Consider the following 15566-nt stretch of genomic DNA (forward strand, 5'->3'; position numbering starts at 1 on the left):
TATGCTAATCATAGGAATTGCGGGAGGTACAGGTTGCGGCAAAACAACTGTTGTGAATACCATACTTAATGAGTTACCAGAAGGTGAGGTGGGCATTATTTCACAAGATTCTTATTACAAGGATACCTCCCACCTTAACTTTGATGAACGTGTCCAAATTAATTTTGATCACCCGAGGTCCATAGATTTTGAACTTTTAATGGAACACCTCACAATTCTTAAAACAGGTAAACCTATTGACCAGCCCGTCTATTCCTTCGTAAAACACAATAGAACGGGAGATACTATAAAAACGTACCCAAGAAAGGTTATGATTGTTGAGGGCATTCTTATTTTGTCCCATCCAGAGATAAGGGATTTATTTGATATTAAAATTTTTGTACATGCAGACTCAGACGAGCGTCTCATAAGGCGGCTTAAAAGAGATATTAACGAACGCGGCCGAAATATTGATGAAGTCTTAAACCGTTACCAAACCACGTTAAAACCCATGCACCAGCAATTTATTGAACCTATGAAAGAATATGCAGACATTATTATTCCCAACAATAAATACAATACTGTTGCTGTTGACATTGTAAGAACTATCATCAATGAAAAACTATAATGGCTAAATTCAATTCTAAATATCTCAAACCTTTCAAAAACATCTACGTCCTTGTTTTGGTCGTCTTTGCCGTATGGATGATTTTTTTTGATGCGCACTCCTATCTCTTTCACAGAGAATTAAATGCAGACATTAAAGAACTAGAATATCAAAAAGAACATTACAAGCAAGAAATGCAAAAAGACAACAAAGCTATTAGAGATCTTAGCACAGAAGATGGTGTTGAGCGAACAGCTAGAGAGACCTATTACATGAAAAAACCAAACGAAGATATTTACATTATAGAATACGAAGACAGTCTTCCTAAACAAAATAAAAATGAGTAAATCATTATTTAACGAATTTGAATCCGTAACCTCCAAAGCTTGGAAACAAAAAATACAAGTGGACTTAAAAGGTGCGGATTACAACGACACGCTTATTTGGAACACCAATGATGGTATAGATGTAAAACCCTTTTATCATTCCGATGAATTTGAGGGCTTCCCAGATATTTCAAACACTCTAATCACCAATTGGAAGGCTTGCGAAACTATACCTGTAAAAGACACGGAAACGGCCAATGAGAAGGCGCTAGATGCACTTAATCGCGGTGCTGAAAGCCTGCACTTTGTGCTCAAGGCTTCAGGAACGGTTGTGAATGAGCTTCTAGAGAATATAGATATTTCAACAACACCTGTCTCAATAAGCTATAATAGTTTCTCGCAGGACGATTTAAACAATATACTGGGTATTGATAAAACAGCATTTTCCAACCTTACCATTCATTTTGATTGTATTGGCCAATTAGGTAAAACAGGTAACTGGTTCTCCAACTTAAAAGAAGACCATTTACATTTAGAGCGCCTAGTAAAACTTGCAGGCCAATTAAGTATTAACTTAGAACATTATCAAAATGCAGGTGCTACCAATGTGCAACAATTAGCCTATGCGCTTGCTCACGCTAATGAATACCTCAACCATCTAGATGGCATTCTCAGTTCTCAAGAAAAGGAAAATCTAGCTATTTCATTTAATGTTGCAGTAGGCTCCAATTATTTCTTTGAAATCGCAAAACTAAGGGCTTTAAGACAACTTTGGAGTAGTTTAGCTTCTGAATATGGCATAAATACCAACTGCAGAATAAATACCATACCTAGCAAGCGCAACAAAACGATTTACGATTATAACGTTAATCTATTACGTACAACCACCGAATGTATGAGCGCCATTTTAGGCGGTTCAGATATTGTATCTAATTTGGCTTATGATGCTCTTTACCATGAGGACAATGAATTTGGTAGTCGCATTTCTAGAAACCAATTATTAATACTAAAGCACGAAAGCTATTTCGATAAGGTCAACAACCCTGCAGATGGCAGCTATTATATTGAATCCTTAACACAACAACTTGCGGAGAAAGCTTTAGAATTATTTAAGGATATCGAATCCAATGGCGGCTTTTTAGCTCAATTAAAAGAAGGTACTATTCAACGAAAAATAAAGGAAAGTGCTGCGGTTGAACAGGCTGATTTTGAAAGTGGAAAGTTAGTGCTATTAGGTAGCAATAAGCATCCAAATCTAGACGATAAGATGAAAAATGATTTAGAAATCTCTCCATTTTTGAAACGAGTTAAAAGAAAAACACTTATTGAACCAATAATTGAAAAAAGACTATCTGAAAAATTGGAAATGAGTCGTTTAAATAAAGAGTGAAACTCACTATTGAAAAAAACTATAGTAGATTTTTACGTTAAAATTCACAACAATGAACCGAAAAGACATCCAACATATCCGCATTAAAAATATACCATCAAAGAAAACCCAATCAAGTGCTACTGACTTTAAAACAGCCGAAGATATTTTTGTAAAATCAACCTATTCAAAATCGGATATTTTAAACTTAGAACATATAAATTTTGTTGCAGGGATTGCACCAAATTTAAGAGGTCCGTATTCCACCATGTACGTAAGACGCCCATGGACCATAAGACAATATGCAGGCTTCTCCACGGCAGAAGAAAGTAATGCCTTTTACAGACGTAATTTGGCGGCCGGTCAAAAAGGGCTCTCCGTAGCGTTTGACTTGGCGACACATCGTGGTTATGATTCCGATCACGAGCGAGTTGTGGGTGATGTCGGAAAAGCTGGTGTGGCCATAGATTCAGTCGAAGACATGAAAGTACTCTTCGACCAAATCCCTTTAGATCAAATGTCGGTTTCTATGACTATGAACGGTGCTGTATTGCCTATTATGGCTTTTTACATTGTCGCCGCAGAGGAACAAGGTGTTAAACCCGAACAACTTGCAGGCACCATACAGAACGATATCCTTAAGGAGTTTATGGTGCGTAACACCTATATCTATCCTCCTACACCATCAATGAAGATTATCTCAGACATTTTTGAATATACTAGTAAAAATATGCCGCGGTTTAATAGCATAAGCATTTCTGGATACCATATGCAAGAGGCCGGAGCGACCTGTGATATTGAATTGGCTTATACCTTGGCTGATGGATTAGAGTATATTAGAAAAGGTTTGGAAGCAGGTATGGATATTGACACCTTTGCCCCTCGCCTCTCTTTCTTTTGGGCTATAGGCATGAATCATTTTATGGAAATTGCCAAAATGCGTGCTGCACGCCTATTATGGGCCAAATTGGTAAAGCAATTCAATCCAAAAAACCCAAAGTCCTTAGCCCTAAGAACTCATAGCCAAACATCTGGTTGGAGTTTAACAGAGCAAGACCCCTTTAACAATGTAGCACGTACGTGTATCGAAGCAGCTGCTGCCGCTTTCGGCGGTACTCAAAGTTTACATACTAACGCCTTAGATGAGGCTATTGCCTTACCAACCGATTTTTCGGCACGTATTGCGAGAAATACTCAAATATACCTTCAGGAAGAAACACATATCACAAAAACGGTAGATCCGTGGGCAGGAAGCTACTATGTGGAGAAACTAACGCATGACATCGCACAAAGAGCATGGCAACTTATTGAAGAGGTTGAAGAGTTAGGAGGTATGACCAAAGCTATTGAAGCAGGAATTCCTAAACTTAGAATTGAGGAGGCAGCAGCCCGAAAACAAGCGCGGATTGATTCTGGGCAAGATATTATCGTTGGTGTAAATAAATATCAGTTAGAACAAGAAGATCCACTTCACATCTTGGAAGTGGACAACCAGACCGTTCGCACTCAACAAATAGATTCATTAAATCGCTTAAAAGCCAAACGTGATACCGACAAAGTAAAAAAGGCCCTGGTAAAACTAACGGCTGCAGCACAAACAGGTGAGGAAAATTTATTAGCTTTAGCTGTAGATGCAGCAAGGAAAAGAGCCACCTTGGGCGAAATTAGTGATGCCTTGGAAGCTGAATTCGGACGCTACAAAGCACAAATTAAATCATTTTCAGGAGTGTACAGTAAAGAGATTAAAGACGATAAAAGCTTTGAGAAAGCTAGGACCTTAGCCGACCAATTTGCAGAGCAAGACGGTCGCAGACCACGTATTATGATAGCCAAAATGGGGCAAGATGGTCACGATCGAGGCGCAAAGGTTGTGGCTACCGGTTATGCTGATGTTGGCTTTGATGTTGACATTGGCCCTTTATTCCAAACACCAGCGGAAGCAGCTAAACAAGCTGTAGAAAATGATGTGCATATTTTAGGTGTATCCTCATTAGCAGCAGGTCACAAAACCTTAGTGCCACAAGTTATTGAAGAACTTAAAAACTACGGACGAGAAGATATAATGGTGATTGTTGGTGGCGTAATCCCAAAACAAGACTATCAATATTTATTTGATGCTGGTGCCGTAGCCGTATTTGGACCAGGCACTAAAATTAGCGAGGCAGCCATTAAGATTTTAGAGATTTTGATTGATGAATAAATAGCTCAATTATTTTTTAGTCACTAGAACAATTCAATCTAAAATGAAAAAAGCACTTGCTTTCTATACACTAATTGCAGCTATAAGTATTAACAACTGCAGCAGCAATAAACCTTTTGAAAATCGGAAAGCAAGGACTAAAGTGGATTACCGGTCAAGGGTTTTATAAGAACCCGTTTAAAGGAGAATGGCTAACCAACTCAAAATATGACAAAAATAAGTATGCGATTTTTCAAGAAATCTCATATACCCTATTTATTGATAACAGATATGTTCTTGATGAATTAAAAAAAGATGGCATATTTATTTATTTCGACAAGTCCGTTACAAAAGGGAGATTAACAACCCTAAACAAAAAGGAAATTGCTATACTTTGGGGCGATAAAGAACCGAAAGAAAGGATTAAATATTACAGACCTTTAAATTAAGAAAATACTTTATTAATAGTATTCAAATTGAAGGTATCAGAACTTTTTTATCATTATTTAATATACTAATTAGAAGAATCAAATTCTATGCAAAACACTCAAAAAATGCTCCGCGACGAAGCTCTCAAAGGAAAAACCATAGTAGTTACTGGTGGTGGTAGTGGTCTCGGTAAAGCTATGACCAAATACTTTTTAGAATTGGGCGCTAATGTGGCCATTACTTCCAGAAATTTCGAGAAACTACAAAACACTGCTAAGGAACTAGAAGAAGAATCTGGTGGTAAATGTTTGCCAGTGCAATGTGACGTGCGCGAGTACCACCAAGTTGAGGCCATGCGAGATGCCGTAATTGCCCATTTTGGTAAAGTAGATGTTTTACTTAATAATGCTGCCGGAAATTTCATTTCCCCTACGGAACGTTTATCTCATAGAGCCTTTGATGTTATTATTGATATTGTGCTTAAAGGCACTAAAAACTGTATTCTCGCTTTTGGTAAACACTGGATAGACAGCAAGCAAACCAATACTAATGTACTCAATATTGTTACCACCTACTCTTGGACGGGCTCTGGGTATGTGGTACCAAGTGCGGCAGCCAAAGCTGGTGTTTTAGCTATGACACGCAGCTTAGCTGTAGAATGGGCAAAATACGGCATGCGCTTTAATGCGATTGCACCTGGTCCTTTCCCCACTAAAGGCGCTTGGGACCGTTTAATGCCAGGCAACCTTCAAGAAAAATTTGATATGGCTAAAAAAGTGCCGCTTCAACGTGTTGGAGATCATCAAGAACTCGCCAATCTTGCAGCATATTTGGTGTCCGATTTCTCAGCATACATTAACGGTGAAGTTGTTACTATCGATGGTGGCGAATGGCTTATGGGAGCCGGAGAGTTTAATATGCTTTCTGAAATCCCTGAATCACTTTGGGACGAGCTGGAGAAAATGATTAGGGCAAAGAAAAATAAGTAAAGTCCACATTGGTTTTAAATTAAGGAGCGCATTAAAAAATAGTTAAACTTTTTAGGAATGTCCTAATTAACTGTGCTTTCTACTTATATTTAAGGAATTTTCTTATAAACTTAAACCATCAATCATGATAAAATTATGGAAAGGTGCACTTCACGCACTACTACTGTTCTGTTTTTTGGGAACATCGACTGTAACATCCCAAAACCCGGTAAATCAGAAAACGGGCTCTATACCATCTGAACAACTACCAATTACTCCCGAAGTTAAAATAGGTCAACTAGAAAATGGCCTTACGTATTACATTCAAAACAATGGTAAACCAGAAGATAAGGTAGAACTGCGCTTAGCCATAAAGGCTGGGTCTATCCTAGAGACAGATGACCAAGTTGGTCTTGCCCATTTTATGGAGCACATGAATTTTAACGGAACGACCAACTTCAAAAAAAATGAACTCGTAGATTACCTTCAAGGTATTGGTATTGAGTTTGGTGCTGATTTAAACGCTTATACCAGTTTTGACGAGACGGTTTACATTCTACCTATTCCTAGTGATGACCCAGAAAAGTTAGATAAAGGCTTTCAAATTCTTAACGATTGGGCAGGAAATGCCCTACTAACTGCCGAAGATATTGATGATGAGCGTGGCGTAGTTATTGAAGAATACCGCACAAGACTAGGGGCAGCAACCCGTATGCAATCTAAATATTTGGATAAAGTAGCCTATAAATCGCGCTATGCGGACCGTTTACCAATCGGAACGAAAGAAAATTTAGAAACATTTAAATATGAAAGCTTACGTCGTTTTCAAGAAGATTGGTACCGCCCAAATTTAATGGCCGTTATTGCTGTTGGCGATTTAGATGTTGAAACCTTAGAGAAAAAAATAAAGGAAAACTTTGGTAATCTTACCAATCCGGATAATCCAAAACCGAGAACCGAATATGGCTCAGAAAACCACGAAGAAACCTTTGTGGCTATTGAATGGGATGAGGAAGCTACAAATAGCCAAGTACAAATTTATTATAAAGATAAAGGAGACGTTAAGAAAACCAAAACTGTAAAAGACTACAGAGACAATATGGTAGAGGGCTTATTTTCACAAATGATAAATAATCGGCTCAATGAATACACCAACAAGCCCAACCCACCATTTCTTTTTGGATTTTCCTATCATGGTGGTATCATAGGGAACAAAGAGGCTTATCAGTCTTTTGCGCAAACCAATGAGACCGGGCAATTAGAAGCATTAAAAGTTCTCTTAGAAGAAAACGAACGCGTTAAACGTTATGGCTTTAAAGCCACAGAATTAGAACGTGCCAAGAAAGATTATTTAGCCAGGCTAGAACGCCAGTTTAAGGATAAGGATAAGCGTGAGTCTAATAGAATTGTTGGCGCTTACATTCAACATTTTTTAAGACAAAGCCCTGTCCCAGGAATAGAGTGGTCTTACAACTATTCAAAATCAGAATTACCTAATATAACATTAGAAGAAGTTAATGCATTAATCGTACCGTTTTTGCACGATGATAATCGCTTGGTTGTATTAACAGGTCCTAAAAAAGAAGGATTGACAAAAGTTACCGAGGAAGAAGTTATTTCACTTCTAGAAAGCGTAAAATCTTCTGATATCAAAGACTACGAAGACGAAGCCGTACGTTCTGAAATGATGGCGGTGAAACCAACTAAGGGTAACGTAGTTTCTAAAGAAACATTATATGAAGGTCAGATAAACGAAATTACACGTATGACCCTAAGCAACGGTGCTACCGTTACTTACAAAAAGACAGACTTTAAAAATGACGAAGTACTCTTTGAAGCTTTTAGTTATGGTGGTACATCGTTGTACTCAACCGAAGAATTAAAGCAAACGTCAAGTGCAAATGGTGGTCTTTTTGAAGCAGGTGTAGATGGCCTTACCAAGAACGACATGACTAAAATGATGTCTGGAAAAATTGCAAGCGTGAGACCTTACATAAGAGGAAATGACGAAGGTATGCGCGGAAATTCTACACCAAAAGATTTAGAGACCCTATTTCAAATGGTGCATCTTTATTTTACTAAGCTAGATAAGGATGAAGAGGCTTTTGCTTCCTATATTAGTAAGCAAAAGGCATTTTTAGGTAACATCTTGTCTAATCCTAACATATCCTTTTCCATAGCATTAGGTGAATTTTTAAATGAAGGTAACCCGAGATATTTTGGTTTCCCTAAACCTGAAGATTTTGATAATGCCAACTACGATTTGGCTTACGAAAAATTTAAGGAACGCTTTGCCAATGCTGGTGATTTTAACTTCTATTTTGTAGGTAACATCGATGAAGCCCAACTAAAAGATTTGGCTGAGACATATATTGCGTCACTGCCAGGGAGTGCAACTAAAGAAATGTATAAAACGTTTGACTTTAGACCAAAGTCTGGCGCGCATGAGTTTACCTTTAAAAAAGGAACGGAACCGAAAAGTCAGGTTAATCTAATTTTCAGTGGTGATACCAAATATGATGTTGAAGAAGCAAGAGCTATGACAGCTTTGGGAGAAATTCTAAGCATTAAACTTATTGAAAAACTTAGAGAAGAAGAAGGTGGTGTATATGGTGCTGGAGCAAGAGGTTCTATTAGCAAAACCCCTTATGGCAGATTTAACTTTAGTATCTCTTTCCCATGTGCACCAGAAAATGCGGAGAAATTGGCAGATGCTTCTATTGCGGAATTACAGAAGATTATTAAAGATGGTCCAACAGCAGAAGACTTAGATAAGGTTAAAAAAGCCCAATTACTTTCGAGAAAAGATGAACTAGAACAAAATAGATTCTGGATGTCTTTTATTAGAAATGCAGATTATAATAAATCTGACTTTAACAATGTGGTAAACTATGAAGAGAACATCAACGCCATTACAGCTGCAGATGTGCAAGCTGTAGGTAAGAAATATTTAAACGATGGATTCATAAAAGCTATTCTTCTTCCAGAAGACCAATAAAAGCTTAAAAAATAGATGAAAAGGCGGTATTCAACCGCCTTTTTTGTTTAACCAATGTTAACAACTTCCGTTTTCTAAACCCATAATTAATTGTATTTTTAAACCCTTATAAAACCAAATCTTTTAATGGGTAAAATTATTGCAATTGCTAATCAAAAGGGAGGTGTAGGTAAGACTACAACCTCCGTTAATTTAGCCGCTTCTTTGGGCGTACTCGAAAAAAAAGTCCTACTTATAGATGCCGATCCACAAGCCAACGCAAGTTCTGGGTTAGGGATAGATGTAGACACTGTAGAAATTGGCTCCTATCAAGTGCTGGAGCTTACTAAAACAGCTAAAGAGGCTATTGTAGCGTCAAACGCACCTAATGTCGATGTAATTCCAGCTCATATAGACCTTGTTGCCATTGAAATTGAACTCGTTGACAAGGATGATCGCGAATACATGCTAAAAAAAGCATTGGAAGAGATAAAATCCGAGTATGATTATATCCTTATTGATTGTGCGCCCTCGTTAGGGCTCCTAACTTTAAATGCTTTAACAGCTTCAGATTCTGTTATTATTCCTATTCAATGCGAGTACTTCGCATTAGAAGGGTTAGGGAAATTGTTAAATACTATTAAAAGCGTACAGAAAGTACATAATGAAGCGTTAGATATAGAAGGTTTACTTCTTACAATGTTTGATAGCCGTTTACGCTTGTCTAACCAAGTTGTTGAAGAGGTACAAAAGCATTTTACTGATATGGTTTTTGAAACCATCATTCAGAGAAATGTAAGACTCGGAGAAGCGCCAAGTTATGGCGAAAGTATCATAAATTATGATGTAAGCAGCAAAGGTGCGGCCAATTACCTTAGCTTAGCTAAAGAGCTTATTAAGAAAAATGAATTGTAATGGCAAAGGCAACTAAAAAACAAGCGTTGGGACGAGGGCTATCTGCCTTGTTAAAAGACCCAAATAATGATATATCTTCAGCAGAAGATAAGAATGCAGATAAGGTTGTTGGTAATATTGTAGAATTGGATATTACGAGTATTGAGGTTAACCCCTTTCAACCAAGGACTAACTTCAACGAAGATACTTTAAAGGAATTGGCATCGTCTATTAGGGAATTAGGCGTTATACAACCAATTACAGTTCGAAAACTTGCCTTTAATAAATACCAGTTGGTCTCTGGTGAGCGTCGCTATAGAGCTTCTAAATTAATTGGACTAGAGACTATCCCAGCTTATATTAGAATCGCTAATGATCAAGAATCTTTAGAAATGGCATTGGTTGAAAATATTCAACGCCAAGACCTTGACCCTATTGAGATTGCTCTTTCCTACCAGCGCCTAATTGAAGAAATACAGCTTACTCAAGAACAATTGAGCGAACGCGTCGGTAAAAAACGCTCTACTATCGCAAATTATTTAAGACTTTTAAAGTTAGATCCTATCATCCAAACCGGAATGCGAGATGGTTTCATTACAATGGGTCACGGAAGAGCAATGGTCAATATCGAAAAGTCTATAGATCAATTAGAGGTTTACGAAAAAGTAATAAGCAATAAATTATCTGTTAGGGCAACCGAGCAACTCGTTAAAAACTTAAACGGTAAGGATAGTAATAGCGAGGTTAGTAATAAACAGGAAATCCCTAAGTATATCAAAAAAGGAATCAAAGACTTTTCTGAGTATTTTGGTCATAAAATCGCTGTAAAAATGGGTAAAGGTGGAAGTGGTAAAATAACTATTCCATTTCATTCCGAAGAAGACTTCAATCGTATAAAAAAATTAGTTCAACGTGCTAAATAGAAGGGTTTTTATTGGCCTTTTGTGTCTCTTTTCCGTTATCAACGCTTTTTCCCAAAAAGAAAATGATAGCACTTCAGTTGATTTAAAAGATACCGCTATTATCGCCAATGAGAGCCTCGTAAAACGAGAAATAGACCCTTTAAGACCCTCAAAAGCAGCTTTTTACTCAGCAATACTTCCAGGCTTAGGCCAAGCTTACAACAAGAAGTATTGGAAAGTCCCTATAGTCTGGGCAGCCATTGGAACTGGCGTTTACTTCTATGTCAGAAATGACAATCAGTTTAGCAGATATAGAGATGCCTATAAAAGACGTTTGGCGGGCTTTAAAGATGATGAGTTTTATGGTCCTGGAGAAACCCCTTTTATTTCAGATGATGCTCTTATAAGGGCACAACAACAATTTAGACGTAATAAGGAAGTTGCACTTTTAGTTACCATTGGACTATATGCGCTTAATATTATTGACGCCAACGTTGATGCACATTTATTACAATTTAATGTTGACGAGAACCTCTCGTTTAGACCACATTACCAATACAATCCTATGGAACACTCTTCAGATTTAGGACTAACCTTTAATTTTAAATTTTAAATGAATATTGCATTGCTGGGATATGGAAGAATGGGAAAAAGTATTGAGGCTATAGCCTTAAAACGCGGTCACTCTATTGTTTTAAAAGTAAATACCGATAAGGACCCGTTGGACTTTAGCAACACTGATGTTGCAATAGATTTTAGTCTCCCTAATACTGCAGTCAAAAACATTAAAGCTGCTCTAAGTGCACATGTGCCGGTAATATCAGGAACAACAGGCTGGTTAGATAACTATGACGACATTAAGGCTTTCTGTAAAGCACAAAATGGTAGTTTTATCTATGCTTCTAATTTTAGTTTAGGAGTTAATCTCTTTTTTGAACTCAATAGAAAATTATGTGAGCTAATGAGAGATTTTAAGGATTATAATGTAACAATTGAAGAAATTCATCATATGAAAAAATTAGATGCCCCTAGTGGTACCGCCATAAGCCTTGCTCAAGACATTATAAAATCTACTGAATATTCTAATTGGACCCTAGGTGAAGCACAGCCTGATTCTATTCCAATAAATGCTAAACGTATAGAAGATGTTCCTGGCACTCATGAAGTGAGCTATAATTCTCAAATTGATGCAATAAGTATTAAACATGTTGCGCACAACAGAAAAGGATTTGCCCTTGGTGCTGTAATTGCCGCAGAATGGATAAAGGACAAAAAGGGAATTTACACCATGAAAGATGTGTTAAACATTGGTTAATCACATTTTAAATTGAAACAAATTAAAATATTTTACAACCTATTAAGGCTAAATAAGACGTTATGAACTGGACAGGATGGTTTATTTTTTTACTTATAATTCAAGCTATTCATGGCTTAGGCACATGGAAACTTTATATAAAAGCTGGGCGCCAAGCATGGGAGGCATTTGTACCTGTATACAACGCCGCTATACTTATGAAAATTATAACGCGCCCTTGGTGGTGGGTTATATTATTGTTTCTGCCCATTGTAAATCTTATTATGATTCCCTCGGTATGGGTTGAGACGGCGCGCGCTTTTGGCAAGGACAGTAAACTTGATGCTCTATTATGTATTGTTACACTCGGATTTTACCTTTACTATCTCAATTATGCAACAGATGTGAAATTTATTGAGAATAGACAACTAAAGCCAAAAACCTCATCAGGCGAATGGATAACATCGATTTTATTTGCCATAGTTGCTGCGACTATAGTGCACACTTATTTTTTCCAGCCTTTTGTAATTCCGTCATCATCTCTAGAAAAGTCGTTGTTGGTTGGCGATTTTCTCATAGTGAGTAAAATTCATTACGGCCCAAGAGGTCCAATGACCACGGTAGCAGCTCCAATGGTACATGATACCATACCTGTATTAAAATCGAAATCATACTTATTCAGTGACCAATTTGAAGAGCGCAACTCTTCATGGTTAAATAAACTACAACTCCCCTATTTTAGGTTACCAGGGTTTGAGAATGTAGAGCGTAATGATATTGTCGTTTTCAATCAACCTGCCGACACCTTGTTGGATATGAACAAGTTTAAACCGGACCGTAATTACTATAAACCTATAGATAAAAAAACCAATTTGGTAAAACGATGTGTTGGGGTTGCTGGCGACACCCTAGAGATAAGAAATGGTTATGTGTTTATAAACGGTAAACAAAATAAGTTACCGCCAAGAACGCATCTTCAATTTTCGTATGATATTAAGTTTAAAAGAAACCTTCAGCCATCGCGAATGCTAGGTATATTGAAAAAATATGATATTACCGACGGATTAGGTTATGGATCTACAGAAGGTGCCTTCCGCATTCCTGCTGCGACTGATGAAGCTATTGCACGGTTAAAGGCACACCCAGAAGTCGCTTCGATAAAACCCATAAAACGTGCAGCTGGAGAACCTGAAGAAACATTCCCTAGGGATCCAAATTACAAATGGAATGTAGATAACTTCGGTCCGCTATGGATACCAAAAGCTGGGGCTACGGTTAACCTAACGGCAGACAATATCGCTATATACAAGCGTGCTATATCAGAATACGAAGGACATGAAGTGGTGACAAGAGGAAACCAAATCTTTATAGATGATAAGCCAGTAACATCTTACACCTTCAACCAAGACTATTATTGGATGATGGGAGATAACAGACATAACTCCATTGATAGCAGATTTTGGGGTTTTGTGCCCTACAATCATATTTTTGGGAAACCTGTGTTTATATGGATGAGCATTGATGGATTTACTGAAGGTATTAAAAATTGGAAATTCCGTTGGGATAGAATTTTCACTACCGTAAGTGGATCTGGAAAACGTACCTCTTATTTAATCCCTTTTCTTGTTGTTATTCTTGGATTTACCATTTACAACAGGTGGCGTAAGAAAAAGAAAGCGAAGGTCTCTTAAATTATTATTCTAATTAATGGATTGTCTTATCCATCCGTGCTATTTTCCTAATATTGCTCATTTTTTGGCAATGTACAAAGCAAATACGGTCCATTTAGAAGTATGCGACAATTACCAAAAACAAACGTACAGAAACAGAACAGAAATTTATGGTGCCAATGGTAAGCTTAGCCTTACCGTACCTGTTATATACTCTCAAACAAATAGAAAACAATACAAAGATGTACAAATCTTTAATTCTGAAAAATGGCAGCAGCAGCATTTAAAATCATTGACTGCAGCTTATAGCACTTCACCTTTTTTTGAGTATTATATTGATGATTTAATGCCTTTATTTACGAGGTCATTTACCTACATTTTAGACCTAAACCTTCTAAGTATAGAATTTTTACAGAATGCCTTACAATTAGATGTATCTCTAAAGCACACCAAGACGTTTGAAAAGACAACCAAAGAATTACGGGATAGAAGACACCTTGTGAACCCAAAAGAAGCCACTATATTCTTGACGCCTTATACCCAAGTTTTTTCGAACAAACACGGTTTTATATCCAATCTTAGTATTTTGGACGTATTATTTAATGAGGGCCCAGCTACGGAGTTATATTTAAGTAAACAACAACTATATAAATGATGAAGCCTTTAATTCACTATGGCTTGCATTTTGGCCTTCCATTGGCTATAGCGATTATAGGCTTTAAAAAGAATTGGCTTAAAGCTTATGTCATAATGCTATGTGCATTTATAATAGATTTAGATCATCTCTTTGCTACGCCAATTTTTGACTCATCGCGTTGCAGCATTAACTTCCACCCTTTACACAGCACTTATGCGATTATTATTTATGTTTTATTGTTACTGCCCAAACTCTCTAGACTTTTTGCATTAGGTCTACTAGCGCATATTTTCTCAGATGCTATTGACTGTTTAATGATTTAATTTTAAAGTCGTTTTAATTGGGAAATGGTCAGACAACTTTTTATCATAAGACTTATAATTGTTAATTTCAAAAGACTTATCTGCTAAAATAAAATCAATTCTTAAAGGGAAAAATTTAAAACCAAACGTCTTACCAAAACCATTACCTGCTTCTTCAAATGTATCAACTAAATCGTCTTTAAGACTGTTGTAGACGTAGCTGTAAGCCGTGTTGTTAAAATCTCCCGTAACTATAACTTTATACGGACATTTTGCCCTGTGAGCATTAATAAGCTCTACCTGCTCTTGCTGAGCTTTAAATGTTGTGCCTAAGCGTTTAAGTAAATTTTCAGATGTTTCTTTTCTAAGAGCATCGACCTCTGTGTTTATACCCGAAGATTGTAAATGGATATTGTACACTCTTACGGTATCCTGTTTAATCTTTACATCTATAAAAATTCCGTTATTATTAGTGTTTGGAAATTCCAAAGAGCCACTATTGATTATTGGGAACTTTGAAAAAATGGTTTGTCCACCTCTAATAACACCACTGTACTTAGAGTTATAATCATAGTAACCTTTAAGTTCTATTCGCCCTCCCTGCCTATATTCTTGTATGCTTAAAATATCCGGTTGCTCAGATTCAAAGAGTGCAATGATGTCTTCTTTTATTGTTTTACTTGGGAGCCATTCATAAAAATTAAATAGCCTCACATTAAATGACATTACGGTAAAATTATCCTTATCACTAACATCTTTGGTAGACGAAAATTTATAAAGCGAACCTATATAACCATAACCTAATAACAAAACCACGAGAGATAAAAGGAGCTGTTTCTTTACCTTTAGCAACCAAAACACAGCGAATAGAATATTGAGTATTAGCAGCAAAGGCACCACCAAGCTTAAAACAGAAAGCGTAGCAAAGGTCTTTGGCGGAATGAATGGAAGGACATAAGACAGTAATAACAAAAATGCAACCAGACTATTGACCACAAACATTATCTTATCAAAAATACCTAGACCTTTCATA

General features: G+C 37.0%; 15 protein-coding genes. 14 read left to right on the plus strand and 1 reads right to left on the minus strand.

Features of this window, described 5'->3' with window-relative positions; genetic code table 11:
- The first annotated feature begins 1 nt into the window (after position 1).
- The 14 genes from udk to J4050_RS07830 all read left to right on the plus strand — a co-directional run bounded on the left by udk (position 2) and on the right by J4050_RS07830 (position 14554).
- Positions 2-607 carry a uridine kinase gene (udk, locus tag J4050_RS07765; protein WP_208153988.1) on the plus strand — a complete coding sequence of 202 codons (606 nt, stop codon included), beginning with the start codon at positions 2-4 and terminating at the stop codon, positions 605-607.
- Entirely contained in the window at positions 607-933 is a 327-nt protein-coding gene (locus tag J4050_RS07770; RefSeq protein WP_208153990.1) for an FtsB family cell division protein, read from the plus strand. Before udk ends, J4050_RS07770 begins: the two co-directional genes overlap by 1 nt.
- Complete coding sequence (locus J4050_RS07775) at positions 926-2302, plus strand: methylmalonyl-CoA mutase subunit beta (protein ID WP_208153992.1); 1377 nt, start codon at positions 926-928, stop codon at positions 2300-2302. Before J4050_RS07770 ends, J4050_RS07775 begins: the two co-directional genes overlap by 8 nt.
- Positions 2303-2354: 52 nt before the next feature.
- Positions 2355-4481, plus strand: a complete 2127-nt coding sequence (gene scpA, locus J4050_RS07780) for a methylmalonyl-CoA mutase (protein ID WP_208153994.1) — start codon at positions 2355-2357, stop codon at positions 4479-4481.
- Positions 4482-4597: 116 nt separating this feature from the next.
- The gene (locus J4050_RS07785) at positions 4598-4909 is read left to right on the plus strand and encodes a hypothetical protein (RefSeq protein ID WP_208153996.1); all 312 of its coding nucleotides are present in this window, start codon (positions 4598-4600) and stop codon (positions 4907-4909) included.
- A gap of 87 nt (positions 4910-4996) precedes the next feature.
- Complete coding sequence (locus tag J4050_RS07790; protein WP_208153998.1) at positions 4997-5878, plus strand: SDR family oxidoreductase; 882 nt, start codon at positions 4997-4999, stop codon at positions 5876-5878.
- 124 nt (positions 5879-6002) lie between these two features.
- On the plus strand, positions 6003-8855 hold the full coding sequence (locus tag J4050_RS07795; RefSeq protein WP_208154000.1) for a M16 family metallopeptidase: 2853 nt from the start codon (positions 6003-6005) through the stop codon (positions 8853-8855).
- A gap of 126 nt (positions 8856-8981) precedes the next feature.
- Positions 8982-9749, plus strand: a complete 768-nt coding sequence (locus J4050_RS07800; protein WP_208154002.1) for a ParA family protein — start codon at positions 8982-8984, stop codon at positions 9747-9749.
- Complete coding sequence (locus J4050_RS07805; protein ID WP_208154004.1) at positions 9749-10651, plus strand: ParB/RepB/Spo0J family partition protein; 903 nt, start codon at positions 9749-9751, stop codon at positions 10649-10651. The genes J4050_RS07800 and J4050_RS07805 overlap by 1 nt, the downstream gene beginning before the upstream one ends.
- Positions 10641-11243 carry a DUF5683 domain-containing protein gene (locus J4050_RS07810; protein WP_208154006.1) on the plus strand — a complete coding sequence of 201 codons (603 nt, stop codon included), beginning with the start codon at positions 10641-10643 and terminating at the stop codon, positions 11241-11243. Before J4050_RS07805 ends, J4050_RS07810 begins: the two co-directional genes overlap by 11 nt.
- Positions 11244-11945, plus strand: coding sequence for a 4-hydroxy-tetrahydrodipicolinate reductase (dapB, locus tag J4050_RS07815; RefSeq protein WP_208154008.1), 702 nt, complete (start codon positions 11244-11246; stop codon positions 11943-11945).
- Positions 11946-12007: 62 nt separating this feature from the next.
- The gene (lepB, locus tag J4050_RS07820) at positions 12008-13615 is read left to right on the plus strand and encodes a signal peptidase I (RefSeq protein WP_208154010.1); all 1608 of its coding nucleotides are present in this window, start codon (positions 12008-12010) and stop codon (positions 13613-13615) included.
- Positions 13616-13631: 16 nt separating this feature from the next.
- On the plus strand, positions 13632-14249 hold the full coding sequence (locus tag J4050_RS07825) for a WbqC family protein (protein ID WP_208154012.1): 618 nt from the start codon (positions 13632-13634) through the stop codon (positions 14247-14249).
- Positions 14246-14554, plus strand: a complete 309-nt coding sequence (locus tag J4050_RS07830) for a DUF6122 family protein (protein WP_208154014.1) — start codon at positions 14246-14248, stop codon at positions 14552-14554. Before J4050_RS07825 ends, J4050_RS07830 begins: the two co-directional genes overlap by 4 nt.
- Here the strand turns inward: J4050_RS07830 and J4050_RS07835 are convergent.
- Positions 14543-15565 (minus strand): endonuclease/exonuclease/phosphatase family protein, encoded by a 1023-nt coding sequence (locus J4050_RS07835; protein ID WP_208154016.1) that lies wholly within the window; start codon positions 15563-15565, stop codon positions 14543-14545. The genes J4050_RS07830 and J4050_RS07835 overlap by 12 nt on opposite strands.
- Position 15566 lies beyond the last annotated feature (1 nt).

The sequence above is a fragment of the Winogradskyella pelagia genome, assembly GCF_017581965.1.
Lineage (GTDB): Bacteria > Bacteroidota > Bacteroidia > Flavobacteriales > Flavobacteriaceae > Winogradskyella > Winogradskyella pelagia.